The following is a 21122-nucleotide window of genomic DNA, read 5'->3' as shown; positions in this document are numbered from 1 at the left end:
ATATAAAATTATGAAAAAAATTAAAGGAATGCATGATTTAATATTTCCTGAAATTGATAAATGGGTTATTATAGAAAATAAAATAAAAAAATATTTAGAAAATTATAATTTTCAAGAAATTAGAACTCCTATTATAGAATATTATGAAATTTTTCAACGTTCTTCTCAATATTCTGAAATGGTTTTAAAAGAGCTTTTTCAATTTGTAGACAAAAAAGGTAAAAAAATAGCTTTAAGACCAGAAGGAACAGCATCTATCGTTAGAAGTTATGTTGAAAATAAATTTTATCATGCTAATGAATTAAAAAAATTTTATTATTATGGACCTTTTTTTCGTTATGAAAGACCTCAAAAAGGACGTTATCGACAATTTAATCAAATAGGTTTTGAAGTGATTGGGATTCAAAATTTTGTGTTAGAAATAGAAATTTTTATTTTAATCAATGATCTTTTAAATGAACTTAATTTGAAACAATCTAAAATTATAATTAATAGTTTAGGAGATTTAAACTCACGTAACAGTTTTTTACATGATTTTAAACCTTATATATTAAAAAATAAAAATCAATTATGTGATTTATGTTTAAAAAGAATCGAGTCAAATATTTTAAGAATTTTTGATTGTAAAGAGTGTGTTGCTAAAAAATTTTTAAAAGATGCTCCGGTTATTTTTGATTATTTAACTCCAGAATCTAAATATAAATTTCAAACTCTCTTAGAGGTTTTAACAAAAGCTCAAATTAATTTCGAAGTAAACTTCAAATTAGTTAGAGGTTTAGATTATTATACTGATATTGTATTTGAAATTTCTTATTTTTCACTTAAACATAAACAAAATTTTATTTTAGGTGGTGGCGGTAATTACAACGAGCTGATTCAAGAATTTAGTGGTCGCAAAATTAATAGTATAGGTTGTGCCATTGGTATGGAACGTTTAATGTTAGTTTTAGAAGAAAATTTGTTTTTTCAAAATTATCCAAAAAAAAAATTAGATGTTTATGTATTTGTTTTAGATGATACTCTTATGTTAGATGCTTTATTTTTATTAAGAACAATTAGACAAAATAATATAAAAGTTGAAATGAATTATAAAATATTACATTTTCAAAAACAATTTCGTCAGATTTTAGATTTAGAATCTAAATATATTATTTTTGTAGGTAAAAAAGAAATGGCAAAAAATCAAGTTACTATTAAAGATATTTCGAAACAAAAATCTTATATCATAGATACATCAGAAATAATATTTTTTTTAAAAGAAAGATTGCATGTATAGAATGAAAACCAAATACATTTTTTCTAATACAGAAATAACACTCAAAAATCAAGGACAACAAGTTTTAATTAAAGGTTGGATCGCAAGAAAAAGAAATATAGGAGCGAAAATATTTTTAATTTTAAGAGATTTTTCTGGCATTATACAATTAGTTCTCGATAAAGAACATCCTCAATATTTTCAAATATCTTCTTTAAAGGTAGAAAGTGTAGTCGAGATTCAAGGTTTAGTTCGCGAAAGAATAAATAAAAATTTAAATTTAAAAACAGGGAAAATAGAGATTTTAATTGAAAAATGTCAAATTTTATCTCAAGCCCAAGATTTACCTTTGAATGTTTTTGATAAAACAGATTCTTTAGAAGATCATCGTTTAAGATATCGTTATTTAGATTTGAGAATAGAAAAACAAAAACAATTTTTAGTAAAACGTCATCAAATCACTCAAAATATAAGAAAAACTCTTTTGGATAATAATTTTTTAGAATTAGAAACTCCTATTTTATCTAAATCTACACCCGAAGGAGCAAGAGATTATTTAGTACCTTCTCGTATTAATCCTTTTTCTTTTTATGCTTTACCTCAATCTCCACAAATTTTTAAACAGTTATATATGATTTCTGGTTTTGAAAGATATTTTCAAATAGCTCGTTGTTTTCGTGATGAAGATTTAAGATCTGATAGACAACCAGAATTTACTCAAATAGATATTGAAACTTCTTTTTTTAGTAAAAAAGAAATAATGATTTTAATTGAAGAAATAATGCAAAATCTTTTTCAAAATATTTTAAATCAAAAATTAAAAACTCCTTTAATTCAAATAACTTATGAACAAGCTTTAAATTTATATGGTTCAGATAAACCAGATTTAAGATTTGATTTATTTATTCAAAATTTCACATCTTATTTTGATTCTGTTGCTTTAATAAAAAATAACAGAAAACAAAAAATTAAAGGTATTAAAATTAATATCGAAAATTATTCTAATTATTTTTCTAGAAGAATAATCGATGAATATAAAACAATAATTAAAGATAGATTTGATTTGAATTTAAATTTTATGCAAAAAAAGAATAATTTGTTTCGAGGGTATTTAAGTCAATATGTTATAGATAATTCTTTTTTAGAAGAAAAAGAAATTTGTTTTTTTATTATTTTTGATGATGATTTAGAAATCCACAATAATGTTTTAAAATCTTTAGGTTTGTTAAGAAATCAATTAGCACAAAAATTAAATTTATGTGATAGTCAAAAAGAATCTTTATTATGGGTTGTTGATTTTCCTTTATTTGAATTTAATAAATCAGAAGGTAAATACTATTCATTACATCATCCTTTTACTGCGCCAGTAGATATTAATCAATTATACCAAGATCCTGAAAATGTTAAATCACAATCTTATGATTTGGTTTGGAATGGTTATGAAGTTGGTGGCGGTTCATTAAGAAATTTTAATTATCATATTCAAGAATTTATTTTTCAAAAATTAGGATTAAACAAAGAAGAAATAGAAAATAATTTTGGTTTTTTAAATGAAGCTTTAAAATATGGTGCTCCTCCTCATGGTGGGATAGCTCTCGGTTTAGATCGTTTAGTTATGTTATTTACTAAAACCAATAATATTAGAAATGTTATTGGTTTTCCTAAAAACCAAAAAGGTCAAGATTTAATGATGCAAAGTCCTAGTCCAGTGGATGACAAACAATTAGATATTTTAAAATTAAAAAAGATATAAACACATAATAAAATAAAAAATATTAAAAAGATAAAAGGATTTTTTATTGTGAATATTCATTTATGCTTAAATTTGGATAAAAAAAATATTTATATTGTTTCAGTTAGTGGTGGTGTAGACTCTATGGTATTATTAGATTATTTATATAATTTAAAATATTCATTAGTTGTAGTGCATTTTAACCATTTAAAAAGAAAACAATCATTTAAAGATAAAATTTTAATCCAACAATATTGTATTTTTAAAAAAATCCCCTTTTATTATTTTGAATTGAATATTGACCAAAAAGATTTCCAAAATCAAGCTAGAATGTTAAGAAAACAAAAATTAAAAGAAATAGCTTTAAAATATAAAACTTTTTATTTAATAACAGCTCATCATTTAGATGATTTAGCAGAAACTATTTTATTTAAAATTTCACGAGGTAGTTCTTTGTTAGGATATAGCGGGATGCAATCATCATATTTGCATGATAATTTTTATTTTTTAAAACCATTTTTATACGTTTCGAAAGAAAAAATTATATCTTATGCAGTTCAAAATAAAATTCCTTTTTTAGAAGATTATACTAATAATTTAAATATATATACTCGCAATAAAATAAGAAATAAAATTATTCCTTTTTTCAAAGAAATAAATAATTTTTCGAAAAATATTCAAAAATTTCATTGTCAAATGACCGAAATGAATACTTTTATAAGAAAACAAACTAATTGTTTTTTAAAAAAAACAGAAGAAAATTATTTTGATTTAAAATCTTTTGTACAATTAGATAATGTTATTCAAAAAGATATTATTTTATGTTTATTAGAACAAAAAGACATTTATAAAAATTTTGATTTGATCAATAATATTGTAAAAGGGTTGCAAAATATTCAAAAACCTAATATTACATGGAATTTGCCTTCTCAGAAGTGGTTATTAGTCAAACAATATAATAAATTTTTTTGGGAACAACAAAATACAACAATAAACATAAACCCTATTATACAACCTTCATTGCATTATAATGTTGATAAACGTGTTTTATTATTTTGTTCTTCAGTTCAAAAAATATTTTATGATTCAGAAAAACTGAAACCCCCTTTTGTATTAAGACAAAGAAAACCAGGTGATATTTTACAATTTAATTTTGGAAGACAAAAATTAAAAAAATTTTTGATAAATTCGAAAATCAATTTAATCGAAAGAGAAAAAATTTGGTTGGTTACAGATCAACAAAATATTATTATTTGGATACCAAATTTATATTTTAATTCTACACTTGGCAGCAAAAATTATATATATTTTGGTATAATTTAAAGAAATTCTTTTTTTAATTTACTTTTTTAATTAATAAAAAGAAATTTTATTTTTTTAATAAGGAGTTTTTAATGATTATGGATTTTTATTATATAAATAAATTCCAAATCTTTATATCTTTTTTTGTAGGATTTTTGTTTGGTTTAATAATTTTTTGTTTATTGTATTTAATATCTGTTTTGAAACAATTAAAGAAAAACATTAAAAAAACAAAAAATAAAAATGACAAACTAAAAAATGAAGATATTAATATATTGATTCAAGATAAACAAAATATTTTTAAAGAAAATATTAAATCCAAACCAGAAGATTATATGTTATTTTTGTTTCACAATTGCAAAAATTTAGTTTTAGAAATATCTTCTGGTTTTTATCCCGATTCCAGTGCTCCTTATTTAGAAATTACTATCGAAGAAAGCTTATTATTGATGCAATATTTGCACGATAGAATAAATGATTTATTTAATAAAAAAATTATATTCTTTTTTAAAAAAATGACTTTAAAACAAATTTTTGTTTTAAAACAAAAATTAGTAGATAAAAAATATATCGATAAATACCGTAAAACTAATAAAATTTTCAATATATTTTCTAATACTTTAAATATTATTAATCCTTTCCATTGGGCTAAAAAAATTTTTATTAAACTTTGTTATAATAAACTTATTGATAAAATAGGATGTTTGATTATTTCGATGGTCGGTGAAGAAGTTTCACAAGTTTACAGTAAACAAAGATTTATAGCAGATGAAAGTAAAGATATAAATGATATTATAAATGAAATAGATAAAGAATTGAAAAAATAATATATATATTATTATAATAAATAGAAAAATGGTATTTAATAGTGATTGATATTCAATGGTTTCCTGGGCATATGTCTAAAACTTTAAAAAATATTAAAAATAATTTAAAATTAGTTGATTGTATTTTGATTATTTTAGATGCAAGGATCCCTTTTTCGAGTATGAATTTTGAACTCTTGAAATTTTTAAATAATAAACCGTTTTTAATTTTATTGAATAAAAGTTCTTTAGCTGATTTAGAACAAAATAGTTTTTTTCTCAATTTGTTTTATAAAAAAAAAATATTGTATAATTTAAATATCGATGTTAAACAAAAATTAAATATTAATAAAATATATCCCAAAATTAAAGAGATTTTACAATTTCAAAATCAAAAGATAAAGAAGTTTTTAAAATTGATGATCGTGGGTGTTCCTAATGTAGGTAAATCAACATTAATTAATTGTTTAGCAGGTAAAAAAATAACTAAAACCGCTAATTTACCAGGAGTTACTAAACAAATGCAGTGGATTACTTTAAATAATGATATGAAATTATTAGATACTCCTGGTGTTTTATGGCCTAAATTTAGTTATAAAGAAATAGGTTATTCTTTAGCTATTTGTGGTTGCATAAAAGAAAATCTCTTTATGAATGCAGAAATTGTAGATTATTTATTAAAATATTTAAAAGATAATTATCTTACACATTTAAAAACTCTTTTTAATTTAACTTCTGAAGAGCTAGAAAAAGATAATTTATTACAAGTTTTAAGAAATAAAATATATAATAATGCTTCTAAAGCATTTTATTTGGAACAAGAAAATAATTTATTAAATTTAATTTTAAAAAAAATTAGAAGTAAGCAAATGCCAAAAGTAAATTATGATCTTTATTTTAAAAACTTTTTATAAAAGGTGCATAAATAAAGATATGTCTCAAAAAGAAAGTTATATATACTTATGAAACAACAAATAGTTATTTTAGAATCTCCTTCAAAAGCAAAAACTATCAACACTTTTTTAGGTGATGATTTTTTAGTTTTATATTCTAAAGGACATATTAGGGATTTATCTTTAAAAGGTTCAGAACGTTTAGGGATTGATATTTCCGCAAATTTTAAACCAGATTATATAATTATTGATAAACAAAAAGTAATAGTAAAAGAATTAATTCAAAAAACTAAAAATAAAAAAGTTTTTTTAGCAACAGATCCAGATAGAGAAGGTGAAGCTATAGCATGGCATTTGAGCCAAATTTTAGGTTTAAATCCTGAAGAAAAAAATAGAATTTTATTTAACGAAATTACTAAAAATGTAGTTCAAAAAGCATTTCAATTGCCCTCAAGTATTAATAAAAAATTAGTAGATTCTCAAGAAACAAGAAGAATCTTAGATAGAATTATCGGGTTTAAATTATCGCGTTTAGTTAGAAAAATCAATTCTCAATCAGCTGGAAGAGTTCAATCGGTTGCCTTAAAATTAATTGTTGATTTAGAAGAACAACGTAATAAATTTATTCCCGAAGAATTTAATTTAATTAAAGTTCATTTTGCTGATTTTACAGCCAATTTAATTATTAAACCAAAAGATTATAAAATGAAATCAGAGGAAGCGCTTCAAATTTTTAATCAAATTAAAGATAGAAAATTTTTATTAAAAATTATTAAAAAGAAAAAAATTAAAAAGAAACCTCCACAAAATTTTATTACATCTACTTTGCAACAAGATGCTTTTCAAAATCTTTCAATGAGCGCTAAAAATACAATGTCTATAGCACAAAAACTTTACGAAGGAGTAGATATAAATAATTTACGAATCGGTTTGATTACTTATATGAGGACTGATTCTTTTAGAGTTTCTTCTGAGTTTACACAAGAAATTCAATCTTTTATCAAACACACTTATGGTTCTGAATATCTAGGACATAATCAGAAAAAAACAAATATTACAAACAACAATATTGGAGATGCTCACGAAGCTATTAGAGTGACTGATATCAAAAGAACTCCTGAAAGTTTAAGTAAATATTTAAATAAATATGAATTATCTTTATATACTAGGATTTATAAGCGTACTTTAGCTAGTTTTATGTCAGAATCGATTATCAATGCAACTAAATTTGTTTTTGAAGTCGATCAGTATCTTTTCGAAGCAGAAGCTAATGAAATGTTTTTTGATGGTTATCAAAAAATATTCAACAAACCATTTAAAAATATTTTTTTACCTTCTTGGAAAAAAAATGAAGAATATGTTCCTGATAAAATTGAAATAATTAAAAAAATGACTACTCCACCAGTTCGTTTTACAGAAGCTTCTTTAATTAAAGAATTAGAACATTTAAAAATAGGTAGACCTTCTACTTATGCTTCAATAATCGAAATATTAAAAAAAAGATTTTATGTTGTTATTGAGAATGGCAAAATGATTTGTACAGAAAAAGGGATATTAACCAAAAATATTTTAGATAATTTTTTTTCTTCAATAATTAATGTTGAATATACAGCAAAAATGGAAAAAAAATTAGATGATATTTCAACAGGTCTTATCGATAAAATAACTCTTTTAAAAAAATTTTATAATGAATTTCGAGAACTTTATAAAATAGCTAGTCAAAAATTAGAAAAACCTAAACCTGAATTAACAGAAGAAAAATGTGATTTATGTGGTTCTTTTTTAGTTAAAAGAAAAGGTAAATATGGTGAATTTTTAGGTTGCAGTGCTTTTCCTAAATGTAATAAAATTATGAATTTAAATAAACAACAAAAAGTTGTTTTGGTAACAGAAGAAAAATGTGATTTATGTGGTTCTTTTTTAGTTAAAAGAAAAGGTAAATATGGTGAATTTTTAGGTTGCAGTGCTTTTCCTAAATGTAATAAAATTATTAATTTAGAAAAAAAATCTAAAAAATAATTCAAATAAATAAAAAAATATTTCATTATTAATTTTTTATATAATATATAATATTATGATAAAGGTGTTTTTTATGTTTGATTTTTTTAAAAAAATATTTAAAAAAAACCCTAAGAAAGAAATTTTAATAGGGGTTAAAAAATTAGAATTTAATTTTATTAAATGGCATGAAGCTGTTGTAGCAAAAGAAAATATTGATATATCTTTAATAGATGATTTGGAAATTTTATTTATTAAATCAGATATCGGAATTGAAACTTCTTCTTATTTAATTTCTTTAATTAAACAAAGAATTAAAGAAAATAAAATTTTGGCATCTGTAGAATTATTACCTTTAATCAAAAAAGAAATTTTGGCTTTTTATACAAAAGATAATGTCAAATCAAACAAAATAAATATTGATAAAGAAGAAATACAAAAAAAAGTTTTTTTGTTTGTTGGAGTTAATGGAGTAGGAAAAACAACAACTATTGGTAAATTAGCTTCTAAGTTCAAACAACAGAACAAAAAAGTGTTATTAGTAGCCGGAGATACTTTTAGAACCGGTGCTGTAGAACAATTAAAACAATGGGGCGAAAAAACTAATAGTGAAGTTTTTTATAAAGAAGGTAAAGTTTCAACATCAAGTTTATTTTTCGAAGCTTTAACTTATGCTAAAAATAAAGATTTTGATTTTATTTTATGTGATACTTCAGGAAGATTAGAAAACAAAGTTAATTTGATTAAAGAGTTAGAAAAAATTAAAAGAGTTATTGCAAAAATAATTCCTAACGCCCCCCATGAAGCTTTTTTAATTTTAGATTCTATGTTCGGACAAAATGGTTTGAAACAAGTAGAAACATTTAATCAAGCTATTAATTTAAGCGGTATTATTTTAACTAAATTCGATGGCATTGGTAAAGGTGGCTTAATTTTAACTATCAAACATATATATGATTTATCAACTAAATATATAGGAGTTGGCGAGCAAGCTGACGACTTAATCACGTTTGATATCAATCATTATATAGATGCTTTATTTGGACAATGATATTTAGTTATAAAAACGATAAAGAAAAGCGGTATTAAATAAAAAAATGAGTTTTTTAAGTAACAGTTTAACCAAAATTATAAATAAAATTAAAGGCAACAAATTTATTAGCGAACAAGATATAGAAATAATAATGAAAGATATTCGTTTATCTTTTTTACAATCTGATGTGAGTTATGAAGTTATTACTGAATTCAATGAATTGATTAAACAAAAAACCTTAGGTAAAGAAGTTATTAAAGGAATTAAACCACAAGAACAAGTTATTAAAATTATAAAAGATGTTTTAACACTTATCTTAGGAAATAAAAATGTCGGTTTAACTTTAAATAAAAAATTAGATATTATTCTTTTAATAGGTTTGCAGGGAAGTGGTAAAACAACTACTGCCGGGAAATTATCTTTTTTTATTCAAAAAAAAATGAAAAAAAAAGTTTTATTAATTGCTGCTGATATAAATAGATTCGGAGCTGTAGAACAATTAAAATCTATTGGTCAAAAAATAAATATTGAAGTGTTTTCTCAATCAAACGAAATAACTGCAAATATTATTGATAATGGCATCAAATATGCTTTAAATAATAAATTTGACACAGTTATTATTGATACTGCAGGGCGTTTGACTATTGATAATGAGATGATAGAAGAAATAAGAACAATTAAACAAAAAGTGAATCCTTCCGAAATATTAATTGTAGCTGATTCTCTTTTAGGACAACAAGCGGTTAATATAGCTAAAAGTTTCCACGAAAACATAGGAGCAACAGGAATCATTTTAACCAAAATGGATTCTGATACAAAAGGAGGAGCAGCTTTATCGATGAAATATATCACTCGGTTACCGATTAAGTTTACTTCTTCATCAGAAAGACATGATGATGATAATTTTGAAATTTTTTATCCAGAACGTATTGCTTCTAGATTATTAGATATGGGTGATTTTTTAACATTAATGGATAATGTTAATGATAAAGTAAATACAATAGAAGAACAACAAACATTTAATAGAATTTTAGAAGAAGATTATAATTATAATGATTTAATGAAACAACTTAAATTATTGCAAAAAATAGGTTCTATGAAAAAAATATTAAATTTTATTCCGGGAATTAGTTCCAAAATAAAACAAATGCCTTTTTTAGAACAAGATTGTTTAGATAAATTTCAATCTATTATCAAAAGCATGACCAAAGAAGAAAGATTAAAACCAAAATTAATCGAAAACAATAATAGAAGAAGAATAAGAATTAGTAAAGGTTCAGGAACTAAAATAATTGATGTTCAGTATTTGATGGATTTTATTAAAAAACAAAAACAAATATCGAAACAATTAGGCAATTTAGATTTGAATGATTTAAATAATCCTGAAGATTTATTGAATAAAATTTTAAATTAAAAATTTTGTAATAAGGATTATAATTGAAATGCGTAAGTTAGTTTTAGTAGATGGTAATTCTTTAGTTTTTAGAGCTTATTACGCTACTTATTATAAAAATACAAAATTAATGCAAAACAATGAAGGCGAAGATGTCAATGCATTAATTGTTTTTATTAATATGTTTAAACAAATTTTAAAACAAAGCGATAATTATATTTGTGTTGTTTTCGATTCTAAAACAAAAACAGACAAACATAAAATGTATGAAGAATATAAAAAAGGACGTGTTAAAACACCAGATGCTTTAATTAAACAAATTCATTTGATTAGAGAATATTTGACATTATCTGGTATTAAGCATTATTCTCAAGATGGTTATGAAGCAGATGATATTATTGGAACCCTTGCACAACAAGCTTCTGTAAATAATGTTTCTGTTGTTATTTTTTCTAGTGATAAAGATTTTCTTCAATTAGTAGACAATAATGTTATAGTTGCTTTAATTAAGAAGGGATTAAAAAATGTTCTTTATTATAATTCTCAAAAATTAGAATCAGATTTTTGTTTAAAACCCAATCAAATAGTTGATTTTAAAAGTTTAGTGGGAGATAGTTCGGATAATATTAAAGGAGTCCCTTCTATAGGACCTAAAACTGCTATTAAATTATTACAAGAATTTTATAATTTAGAAAATATTTTTAATAATTTAGATAAAATAAATTTTAAAATAAAATCTAAATTAATTGAATTCAAAAAAAAAGTTTTTTTAAATTTTGTTTTAATTACTATTAATAAATTAGTCCCTTTAAGTTTGAATTATACTCAAACTAAAATAAATACTCAAAAAACACATTTATTACAAAATTTTGTACAAAAATATAAATTCAAAAAATAAAAAAATGATTTTTTGATTAAAATCATCATTTTTTGTAATTTAGACCGATCTCATAGAAAAGGAAATTTATATTTATGAATTGGCAACCACAAATGTTCGAAGAACCACAAGAACCAGAAAAAAAACCGCAATATACTCAAATAGTATTACAGAAAAAAACTAAGTCATATTATTTAACTTTAATTCAAAAGATTATAAGTATTATTGTTAATATTTTTATGATTATATTATTTGGTTTACTTATATATCAAATGAAAGACACCAAAAATTTGTTACAAAATGATTCAAAATCATGGGGAAAAGAAAAAGAGGTTTGTGAAAACACTTTAAAACTGGAAGATTGGAAAGGTTATAGTTCTATATTTGATGATATTTGCGAATTAGCTCAAAATATAAAAAAACCTGAATCCAATATCGATCATATACCGAGAGGTATACTATTATGCGGTCCACCTGGTACTGGTAAAACTTATTTAGCTAAATGTTTAGCTGGTGAAATAAAAGATAATGCTGTTTTTTTTGTAGTTAATGGTTCTGATTTTGTAGAAAAATTCGTTGGTTTAGGAGCTTCTCGTGTTAGACAACTCTTTGCAATTGCTAAAGAAACAGCTTTACAAAAAAATAAAAAATATTTTTTTATTTTTATTGATGAGATAGATTCTATCGGGAAAAAAAGAAGTTTTGAATCAAACGGAAATTCAAACGAAAGAGATGATACTTTAAATGCTTTACTATCTGAAATAGATGGTTTTAATTCTAATAATGAAAAAAATCCATATCCTCCTTATGGTATCGTTTTAGGTTCTACTAATAGAGAAGATATTTTAGATAAAGCTTTATTAAGAGAAGGACGTTTAGGAAAAAAAATTTTTTTAGATTCGCCTAAAGAAATAGATATCCAAGATATGTTAAAATATTTTTTAAAAAAAAGAGGATCACGAGTTACCGATGTAAATGTAAATGCAATTGTAGAAGATAAAACTTTATTACAATTTTTCGCACAATCTCGTTTAACTGCATCAGATATTAATTCTTTAATCAAAAAAGCATTTGAATTAGCTTCAAAACAGAAGAAACATTTAACAACTGATGAATTATATGAATCTTTTAATGAAGTAAAATTAGGACCTAAAAACAAACAAGATGAAACTGATGAAAATGTTAAGGCAGACCAAAACAGGATTGCTGTACATGAATTAGGTCATGCCGTTGTATCTCATGCTTTAGGTTTTGATGTCAGTTATATTAATATAGAATCAAGAGGCTCAATAGGCGGTTATACATTGAGCAGTTCGCCACAAAATAATAAATTATTATTTACTTTTAATGATGTCGTTAAAAAAATTATTGTATTATTAGGTGGAAGAGCGGCTGAACAAGTAATTTTAAACGATGTTAGTCAAGGTTCTTGTGATGATTTAGAAAAAGCTATTCAAAATACTAAACAAATAGTAAAAGATTTTAAAATGTCATTAAAAACACCAAATGATATTATAATGATAGAAGAAAATGACGAAAACCAACGAATTAGACTTATTATAAATAATTCATATAAAATAGCACAAGAAATTATTCAAGAATATAAGAATAACAAATTGACAATATGGGAAAAATTGGTTAACGAATTAAAAAAACATAAAAAAATAAATAAAGAATTTTTCGTTAACAACAACGATTTATATAAAATGTCAAATAACACAATAAACAACCGCATTTTAAATATTTTAAATTAAATTAAATATTTTTATAAATAATAAATAATTTGTGAAATTAACACCTAATATTTAGTTTATTTGTGGAATATTTATCTTTTTTATATATAAAATAAATTGGATAAAAATATATAATATTTTATTCATAAATTTCTTTTTATTTTTTTATGTTATATTATTTATATAATTAAATTATAAAAAAGTAATAATTATATTGTTGTTTTCGAAAGAAAGAATTGTAATTCAGAAATATAGATAATTTTAAAGAAAATATATTGATATTAAGGAATGAGGATTTATTTTAATTATGAATTCAATACTATTAGGAATTTCAGGCCGACATGCACATTTATCTCAAAAAACACTTGATGTTTTGTTTGGGACCGAAAATTATCAATTAACTTTTTTTAAAAATTTGAAACAAAAAGGTCAATTTGCTTCGGCAGAAAAGATTGATGTTATGAGTACGTCGGGACATATTTTAAAAAATGTTCGTATTTTAGGACCAACTAGAAATTTAGATCAAATAGAAATAAGTCAAAGTGATAATTTAAGATGTAAATTTCAAGCTCCTGTAAGATCTTCAGGAGATATTACTAATTCAGCTCCAGCTGTTTTAATAGGTCCTAAAGGACAAGTAAATATTAAAGAAGGGGTAATTATTGCTGATAGACATATTCATTTTTCTACAAAAGAAGCACTTGATTTTAATGTTGTAGATAAACAAATAGTTAATATCGAAATTAATGGTATTAAATCAGGTATTTTAGGAAATGTTTTGTGTCGAGTAGATGATAGTTTTTCTTTAGAGTGTCATTTGGATACTGATGATGCAAGTGCTTTTTTATTAAAAACAGGTGATTCAGTAAAATTAATTAATAAAATTGTTGTTTAATATTTGAAACAATTGTGAAATATTTTCTAATTATAATAAACTTTAAAATATGTATTATTTTTTATTTTAAAAATAAAATCTAAATGAAATTAAAAATCAATTATTTAGAAAGAAGTTTTATTAAACATTAAATATAATGAATAACAATTATCAATTACTCACAGAATTTAAAAAACCATTATTCGGTTATGATTCTATTTACGGTTATATATATATATTAATTATCATTTTATAAAGCAATTCATAAACATGTCTTCAATCCAAAGATTGAGGAGTAGTGAACAATTAAGTTATATACATATTATTTTTAGTTGTATGAATTACTCAAGGTTTGTTCATATTTTCAGTGTTTATAAAATTAGCCAAAAGATTTTTAGAAACTAAACATAATATGTTAAAGAATATATTTTGCCGTAGAAGTAAATTACTTTTATTAACTGTTATTTTATTATATGATGTGGGTTGAGGTTATTATTTTTTTATATATTTAAAGATGTTTTTTCAAACGAATTATGAAGTAAATAATTTTCGAATAATTTCTAAATATTATGAAATTATTAATATTTAGAATTAAACAAATTGTGTTTATACAAATAATATCTTTTCTATTATAAAAAAAGAAAATAAATATCTTTTAATTGAACAAATTTGGATAAATCAATTAGATTTTGATTATTCAGATTATGTAAAAAAGATGCTTATTATGCTGGGTTTGTTATGTTTATATTGATAATGCATATTGAATTTCTAATACAGAAATGGATATTATAAATAATAAAATTTTTGTTAAAATAACGAATTATCTTTTCTATATAAAATTATTTCATTAATCGATTTCCATATTTATTTGAAAGCATATTATTTCTGAAGTTATAGGTTTTTCTATTATTTTAGAATTTATTTTTACAAAATAAAAGATTTATTAAGGTAAAAAAAATCTTGTTCAACATTATTATATTCTCTATTTTGCAAAGGATTTTTTAGTAAAATCTAATGATATTTATGTTTATTCAGAAATAGATGATTTTTATATAAATATTTTGGTTTTTTATTTACAAAAAGAAAAAAGATAAAATTTTTAAGTAATTTATGTAATGATTTTATCAAGTAGAATATTCGGAAATATTTATCTAATAATTTTGTTAGAAAACAAAAACAACATCACTGAAATTAATGATTTTGATAAAAAAGATTAAAAATATATTATACTTATAATAAAGAACCTCTTATTATTTAGGAATAAAATAAAAAGGATATCGGAAATAATATTTTTGTTTATAAAAATATTTGATGACAGAATGTAATTTCTGCAATAAGAATTGTCAATAATTTGTGATTATGCAATAAAAATTCAGAAAAGAAGATCAATGTTTTTTTATAGAAGATATGTAGTTGAAAAAGATGAAACATTTATTTAAAAAAAAATATGGACAAAATTTTTTAAGTGATGTTAATTTGTTAAAAATGATTATTCAAAAAGCTGATTTAGACAATAAAAATGTAGTAGAAATTGGTCCTGGACAAGGTAGTTTAACACGTTTAATATTGGAAAAAGCTAAAAAAGTTTTAGCTTATGAAATTGATCCCGATTTAAAAAAGTTTTTAAATTTCGAAGACAATAATAAAATTGACATTATTTATGATGATTTTTTATTGCGTCCTTTAGAAGAAGATTTTAAACAATATTTTCAAAAAGAAGATATAATTTTAATTGGTAATTTACCTTTTTACATAACTTCTCCACTTTTATTTAAAATTTTATTTTTATCACAAATTAAAAATTTAATTATTATGGTTCAAAAAGAAGTAGGATTGCGTCTTTTATCTTGTCATAATCAAAAAAATTATAATGCTTTGAGTGTTATGTTGCAATCTTTGTTTCATATTACTAAAATTAAGGTGATAAAAAAAAATATGTTTTTCCCACAACCTAAAGTGGATGGTATTATTTTAAAATTTGATCAACTTTTATTAAGTGATTTTGAAAAAGAATTTATTAAAAATGATTTTTCATATTTTGTTAAAATAGCTTTTAAACAAAAAAGAAAAAAATTATTAAATAATTTGAGCCAAAATTTTAATATTTGCAAAAGCCAAATTTTAATTTTTTTTCAACAAAATAACATCTCTCCGCATATTAGAGCAGAAGAAATAGATGTTGCGTATTTTAAAGAAATAACTTATCTTTTTTTTAATTTTTTTTCTTTAAAAAAAGAAAATATAAAATTTTAAACAATAAATAATATTAAAATAAATTATTTTTGTTAATAATTATCCAAAACAATTACAAACTACCTTTCTTTAGTAGAAGGTTTACAAAATGTTTATAAATAATTAATACACTCACACAAACAAATGCAAAAACTCAGTTACTTTTTAATTTCAAAAATAAGATAATATTAAAATGTTTGTTAAATAAGATATAGTTACTACTGAAGTTTATGTTAGTGAATCATTAAAGTAGAAACTTTTTCTAAAACACAATATTTTAGTTTTTTGTATTCTCTTTTTCGAGGGAAGATGTTGTTTGTAATAATTAAAATTTCAAAAAAATAAATTAATTAATAAGGAAATATATATTCAATGGAAATAACTTGCGTAAGAACAAATTTATACACTAACAAAAACAGATTAAAAGCTGTTGCATCTATTACACTAGAAAATTGTTTTGTAGTACATAATATCAAAGTCATCGAAGGAGAAAAAGGTATTTTTATCGCAATGCCTAGTACAAAAAACTCTAAAGGAATGTATGTAGATATTGCACATCCTATCAACAAAGAAACTAGACAAGTTATTGAAGATAACGTGAAAAAAACTTTTCAAGAAATGATAGACAGTCAAGAAAGTAAAACTGAAATAACTACAAATTTAGATAATAAACCTAATAATTTTGAAATAACAAATGTTAAAATTAATTTATATCATAATAATACAACAAGATTAAGAGGCAAAGCTACTATTACAATAAACAATGATTTTGTAGTTCACGGCATTAAAATGATTCAAGGCGAAAGAAGTTTATTTATCGCAATGCCTAGTACTAAAAATTCTAAAGGAGCTTATATAGATATTGCACATCCAATAAGACAAGAAACAAGACAAATAATCGAAACAGAATGTAAAAAAGTTTTTCAAGAAATGATTGAAAACGGCGAAGATAAAATAACAGAAAATAACCAAGTAAATAATACTGAAGAAGTTTTATAAAAAGATATCTTCAAATTTATATGAAATAAATTTTATTTGGATTTCCTAAGAAAGATAACTTTATATTTATGAATAATTGTAAACAAAAAAAAAAATTTAAAATTCAAAACAAATTAATTTATTTATTTATTTTGAGTTTTTTAATTTATTTGTTTATTTTTCTACCATTATGTGTTTTTCAAGAATCAGAAAAATATAAAATTATAATAGCATATTTGATTTTGATTTTAAGTAGCTATTCAATCATTAAAGAAGGTTTCGTTGAAACTTATAAAGAAACAAAAAAAAATAGAAAGTTAACACTTAATGTACATATTTTAATGATTTTAGCTTGTTGTGGTTCTTTGTATTTGAAACATTATAATGAAGCTATATTATTGATTTTTATTTTTGGATTTGCTAATTTTTTAGAAGAACACGTCGATAATAAAAACCAAAAAGAAATAAGCAAACTTTTAGATATAAAACCTAAAAAAGCTCGATTATTAAAAACAAATAATGATGTTGAAATGATAGACGTCTCCGATTTAAAAATCGGTGATAAAATTATGGTTTTAAATGGCGAAAAAATACCTGCTGATGGTATTATTGTTTCTGGCAATTCTTCTATTGATGAATCAACTATTACTGGGGAAAGTACTCCTTTAGATAAAACAATCGGTGATAAAGTTTTTAGTAGTAATATAAATTTAATTAATACTTTAGTAATAGAAGTGAATACAACCGAAGATAAAACTATTTTTGCTGAAATTATTCGTTTAACTGAAACAATTAAAGGAAATATTTCTAAAAAAGCTTCTTTAATTAAAAAAATAGAACCTATATATGTTAAGTTAGTTATTTTAATTACTTTTAGTTTGCTTATTATAACTCAATTAATTCGTTATATATTCTCAGATTCTTTATTAAGCGCGGAAATGATGAATGCTTTACAATTTCAAAAAGTATTTTATAAAAGTATGGTTTTTTTAACTATTGCATCACCATGTGCCTTAGCTGTTGCTGATATTCCAGCTACTTTATCTGCTATTTCTAATTTAGCTAAAAAAGGGATTTTATTAAAAAACGGTAGAACTTTATCTGTTTTTTCTAATATTAAAACTATTGTTTTTGATAAAACTGGTACTTTAACTCGTGGTGTAATTCAAGTTCAAGATATTTTTTATGCATCTAATATATCAGATGAACAAAAAATCAAATATTTAAATATTTTATGGTTGTTAGAAAAAGATTCCAATCATCCTATATCTTTTGCGATACAAAAATATTTAAAAGCAGAACTAGGTCAATTAAATTTAGATTTAACATTAAAGACTATAAATTTAATTGGAATCGGAATCGAAGGGATAGATGAAAAAAATAATTATTATAAAATAGCCAAATACAATGTTTTTGAATCAGTACCTTCGGAAATAAAACAAATAACTCAAGACTTTTTAATAAAAGGTAAAACAGTTATTTATTTTAGTCATAATAAAGAAATTATTATGGCTATCGCTGTAATTGATATACTTCGTTCAGAAGCTAAACAAATGGTTCAATATTTTAATTATAATGATATTGAAACAATAATGTTGACAGGCGATAATCAAGAAGTAGCTCTAGCTATTTCCGATTATTTAAATATAAAAGTTACTCACTCTAATTGTTTGCCTAAAGAAAAAGCCGAATTTATTAATCAATTCAAAGAACAAAAACGTATTGTTGCTATGATTGGTGATGGTGTTAATGATTCACCAGCTTTAGTTAGTTCTGATGTTTCAATAACTCTACAAGAAGGCAGTGATGTGATTATTGATATCGCAGATATTGTTTTAATAAAAAATGATTTAAATAAAGTGATATATACTCATAAATTATCTCGCAAATTAAATAAAATAGTATGGCAAAATATTATATTTAGTTTTGTTATTATATTATTATGTTCTTTAATAAATTTTTTTTATACAATTCCATTAGTTTTAGCGGTATTTCTTCATGAAGGCAGTACTTTATTAGTTCTTTTTAATTGTTTAAGATTAAGAAGAGATATTCAATAAAAAAGACTATTTTTTATACAAAAATAGTCTTTTTTATTTTTGGAATTTTTTTAATAGAAAAGCTTTCATTTATTTAAGTTATATAATTATATAACATTACAATATCATATAATGTGAAATTTAACTGAAATAAATATTTATACAAAAGGAATTACTAATGATTCCTTTTGTTTTTATATTTAATGCTCTTTTATTATGGATGCTTATAATTTTTTGTGATGAATCCATTGATTTAATACATTAATAACACAAACTAAAAATAAATAAATTACACTTACAATTAAAAAAGGAGTTATTGTATTATAAGTTATAGCTGCATTTCTTTCTGCTGACCATAAAAGACTTGATAAACCAATAATAGCAAATAATGATGTTTCTTTAAAATTCATAATAAACTGACTCCATAATGAAGGAATAATTCTTTTTAAAGTTTGTTCAAAAATAATATATTTGAAGACTTGTTTTTGATTCATTCCTAAAGCATAAGCAGCTTCTATTTGCCCTTTATCTAAAAATTTAGCATGATTTACCATAATAGATATTAAATGAAAAGCTGTATTTAAAGAGATAATAATTAAAGCAGTATAAAAACTACTTAAAGAACTTTTAAAAATATTTAATTGAGTTTTAAGTAATAAATTATAAATCAATAATGTTTGAATAATAATCGGAACTGCTTTACAAAAGTTAATACAACCACTAATGATATAGGATGATATTTTTTGTAATATAACATACCATAATTTACAATTTGAATTGTAAAAAGATAATATTTGGATTTTAAAACAAAATAAAGCTAAAGGCAAACCGCAAATTAATCCATATATTGCTAAAAGTAAGGAATAATATAAACCTTTTTCATAAGTTAATAAATTTTTCCAAAAACTATTTCGAGTTTTAGATTTTTTATAAATTTGAATAGCTTTTTTACAATAATTCTCATAATAATTATTGTTGACGTCCAAATCTTCAATTTGTTGTTCTAACTTTGTTTTTAATTCTATTGCAGATTTGTTTAAAAAAATTCCTAATGGTGGAAGAAATTCATTTGTATCTTTTTTTAAATTTATTTTTTTAAAATCGTTTGATTCTGTTTCGTTTATCGTATCTATAACTAAATTATCTAAAATAAATACTTCCTGTTCGTTTTGCTTTAAATAATTTAGACAAGAAGCTGCATCCGGATATGATGTTTTTTTGTAGTTTTCTGGTATCATGCTGCCATCTAAATCAAATATAGAATTCTGGATAGTAGTTATTTTTTTATCTTTTAAGTATTGTTCTTTAAATTTATTAAATGTTAAAGACGAATCAACATTATTAAAAGACGAATCATTTTTACGTACTAAAACACCTGTATCTCCTTGAAAATATTTTATAGCTAGAAATTTTTCTTCTCGGGCCTTAGTTATATTCATCATGCTCATAGCGCATTGAATTTTATTTGATTCTAAATCTTGTAAAAGCACTGATAACCCTTTATAAATTTTAATTGTTAATTTGGTATTTAATTTTTGACATAAATCTTTAAATAACAAAATATCTGAACCACTAATGTAATCGCCGTTTTCAGTTATTATTTTATCTTCTGGTTCTTCAACGTTAACAGCGTCAAAAGTAACAGGAGTTACATTACCTATAATACCTAGTTTGATTTCGTTATCAAAGTGAACGGATTTTTGAGTTTGAGGTGTAGAAATGATATATAACCTGTAATGAATTCCTATTAAAATCATTAAAAGGTTTAAAATGATTGATATTTTTTTACAATTTTTGATTATTAATTTTTTTATTTTATATATTTTAACGGACATATTTTTACATTTTCTTCTTTTTTTTAATAAATTTATTTTTTATGTTGATATTAAAATGTTGTTTTGATAAATAATATCAATAATAAGTAATAAATCAAATTTACATTTTGTATCAAGATTAGAAAATAAATATTTTAGTTAA

Annotated in this window: 15 protein-coding genes and 1 pseudogene; 15 read left to right on the top strand and 1 reads right to left on the bottom strand. The window is 22.4% G+C overall.

Annotated features, from left to right (window positions below):
• Positions 1-10: 10 nt before the first annotated feature.
• From hisS to AADV48_RS01875, 15 genes and pseudogenes are all read left to right on the top strand, one after another.
• Positions 11-1276 carry a histidine--tRNA ligase gene (gene hisS, locus AADV48_RS01945; protein WP_341266397.1) on the top strand — a complete coding sequence of 422 codons (1266 nt, stop codon included), beginning with the start codon at positions 11-13 and terminating at the stop codon, positions 1274-1276.
• A gap of 1 nt (position 1277) precedes the next feature.
• On the top strand, positions 1278-3008 hold the full coding sequence (aspS, locus tag AADV48_RS01940) for an aspartate--tRNA ligase (RefSeq protein ID WP_341266396.1): 1731 nt from the start codon (positions 1278-1280) through the stop codon (positions 3006-3008).
• 48 nt (positions 3009-3056) lie between these two features.
• The gene (tilS, locus tag AADV48_RS01935; protein ID WP_341266395.1) at positions 3057-4310 is read left to right on the top strand and encodes a tRNA lysidine(34) synthetase TilS; all 1254 of its coding nucleotides are present in this window, start codon (positions 3057-3059) and stop codon (positions 4308-4310) included.
• Between the two features lie 71 nt (positions 4311-4381).
• A complete protein-coding gene (locus AADV48_RS01930) occupies positions 4382-5116 on the top strand; it encodes a hypothetical protein (RefSeq protein ID WP_341266394.1) in 735 nt (244 codons plus the stop codon).
• Between the two features lie 41 nt (positions 5117-5157).
• On the top strand, positions 5158-6009 hold the full coding sequence (ylqF, locus tag AADV48_RS01925; RefSeq protein ID WP_341266393.1) for a ribosome biogenesis GTPase YlqF: 852 nt from the start codon (positions 5158-5160) through the stop codon (positions 6007-6009).
• Positions 6010-6057: 48 nt separating this feature from the next.
• Entirely contained in the window at positions 6058-8007 is a 1950-nt protein-coding gene (gene topA / locus AADV48_RS01920) for a type I DNA topoisomerase (RefSeq protein WP_341266392.1), read from the top strand.
• Between the two features lie 73 nt (positions 8008-8080).
• Positions 8081-9037, top strand: coding sequence for a signal recognition particle-docking protein FtsY (gene ftsY, locus AADV48_RS01915; RefSeq protein WP_341266391.1), 957 nt, complete (start codon positions 8081-8083; stop codon positions 9035-9037).
• Between the two features lie 46 nt (positions 9038-9083).
• On the top strand, positions 9084-10433 hold the full coding sequence (locus AADV48_RS01910) for a signal recognition particle protein (protein WP_341266390.1): 1350 nt from the start codon (positions 9084-9086) through the stop codon (positions 10431-10433).
• A gap of 28 nt (positions 10434-10461) precedes the next feature.
• The gene (locus AADV48_RS01905; protein ID WP_341266389.1) at positions 10462-11310 is read left to right on the top strand and encodes a 5'-3' exonuclease; all 849 of its coding nucleotides are present in this window, start codon (positions 10462-10464) and stop codon (positions 11308-11310) included.
• Positions 11311-11384: 74 nt separating this feature from the next.
• On the top strand, positions 11385-13043 hold the full coding sequence (locus AADV48_RS01900; RefSeq protein WP_341266388.1) for an AAA family ATPase: 1659 nt from the start codon (positions 11385-11387) through the stop codon (positions 13041-13043).
• A gap of 286 nt (positions 13044-13329) precedes the next feature.
• Entirely contained in the window at positions 13330-13917 is a 588-nt protein-coding gene (pduL, locus tag AADV48_RS01895; protein ID WP_341266387.1) for a phosphate propanoyltransferase, read from the top strand.
• Between the two features lie 1401 nt (positions 13918-15318).
• Complete coding sequence (rsmA, locus tag AADV48_RS01890) at positions 15319-16149, top strand: 16S rRNA (adenine(1518)-N(6)/adenine(1519)-N(6))-dimethyltransferase RsmA (protein WP_341266844.1); 831 nt, start codon at positions 15319-15321, stop codon at positions 16147-16149.
• A 351-nt stretch (positions 16150-16500) separates the two neighbouring features.
• Positions 16501-16726, top strand: a pseudogene (locus tag AADV48_RS01885) (SpoVG family protein); the annotation flags it as partial.
• Positions 16727-16815: 89 nt separating this feature from the next.
• Positions 16816-17127 (top strand): septation protein SpoVG family protein, encoded by a 312-nt coding sequence (locus AADV48_RS01880; protein ID WP_423064659.1) that lies wholly within the window; start codon positions 16816-16818, stop codon positions 17125-17127.
• Between the two features lie 68 nt (positions 17128-17195).
• Positions 17196-19166 carry a heavy metal translocating P-type ATPase gene (locus AADV48_RS01875; protein ID WP_341266386.1) on the top strand — a complete coding sequence of 657 codons (1971 nt, stop codon included), beginning with the start codon at positions 17196-17198 and terminating at the stop codon, positions 19164-19166.
• 203 nt (positions 19167-19369) lie between these two features.
• Here the strand turns inward: AADV48_RS01875 and AADV48_RS01870 are convergent, their stop codons facing one another.
• Positions 19370-20980 carry an ABC transporter permease subunit gene (locus tag AADV48_RS01870; protein ID WP_341266385.1) on the bottom strand — a complete coding sequence of 537 codons (1611 nt, stop codon included), beginning with the start codon at positions 20978-20980 and terminating at the stop codon, positions 19370-19372.
• Positions 20981-21122 lie beyond the last annotated feature (142 nt).

Source organism: Candidatus Phytoplasma fraxini, from assembly GCF_038024965.1.
Lineage (GTDB): Bacteria > Bacillota_I > Bacilli_A > Acholeplasmatales > Acholeplasmataceae > Phytoplasma > Phytoplasma fraxini.
The sequence above is the reverse complement of the archived record's forward strand: the minus strand, read 5'-3'. Positions and strand labels throughout refer to the sequence as shown.

Excerpts from the sequence above, each read along its gene's own strand:
- hisS (WP_341266397.1), top strand. The coding sequence starts at position 11 with ATGAAAAAAATTAAAGGAATGCATGATTTAATATTTCCTGAAATTGAT.
- aspS (WP_341266396.1), top strand. The coding sequence starts at position 1,278 with ATGAAAACCAAATACATTTTTTCTAATACAGAAATAACACTCAAAAAT.
- AADV48_RS01930 (WP_341266394.1), top strand. The coding sequence starts at position 4,382 with ATGATTATGGATTTTTATTATATAAATAAATTCCAAATCTTTATATCT.
- topA (WP_341266392.1), top strand. The coding sequence starts at position 6,058 with ATGAAACAACAAATAGTTATTTTAGAATCTCCTTCAAAAGCAAAAACT.
- ftsY (WP_341266391.1), top strand. The coding sequence starts at position 8,081 with ATGTTTGATTTTTTTAAAAAAATATTTAAAAAAAACCCTAAGAAAGAA.
- AADV48_RS01910 (WP_341266390.1), top strand. The coding sequence starts at position 9,084 with ATGAGTTTTTTAAGTAACAGTTTAACCAAAATTATAAATAAAATTAAA.
- AADV48_RS01905 (WP_341266389.1), top strand. The coding sequence starts at position 10,462 with ATGCGTAAGTTAGTTTTAGTAGATGGTAATTCTTTAGTTTTTAGAGCT.
- AADV48_RS01900 (WP_341266388.1), top strand. The coding sequence starts at position 11,385 with ATGAATTGGCAACCACAAATGTTCGAAGAACCACAAGAACCAGAAAAA.
- pduL (WP_341266387.1), top strand. The coding sequence starts at position 13,330 with ATGAATTCAATACTATTAGGAATTTCAGGCCGACATGCACATTTATCT.
- rsmA (WP_341266844.1), top strand. The coding sequence starts at position 15,319 with ATGAAACATTTATTTAAAAAAAAATATGGACAAAATTTTTTAAGTGAT.
- AADV48_RS01875 (WP_341266386.1), top strand. The coding sequence starts at position 17,196 with ATGAATAATTGTAAACAAAAAAAAAAATTTAAAATTCAAAACAAATTA.
- AADV48_RS01870 (WP_341266385.1), bottom strand. The coding sequence starts at position 20,980 with ATGTCCGTTAAAATATATAAAATAAAAAAATTAATAATCAAAAATTGT.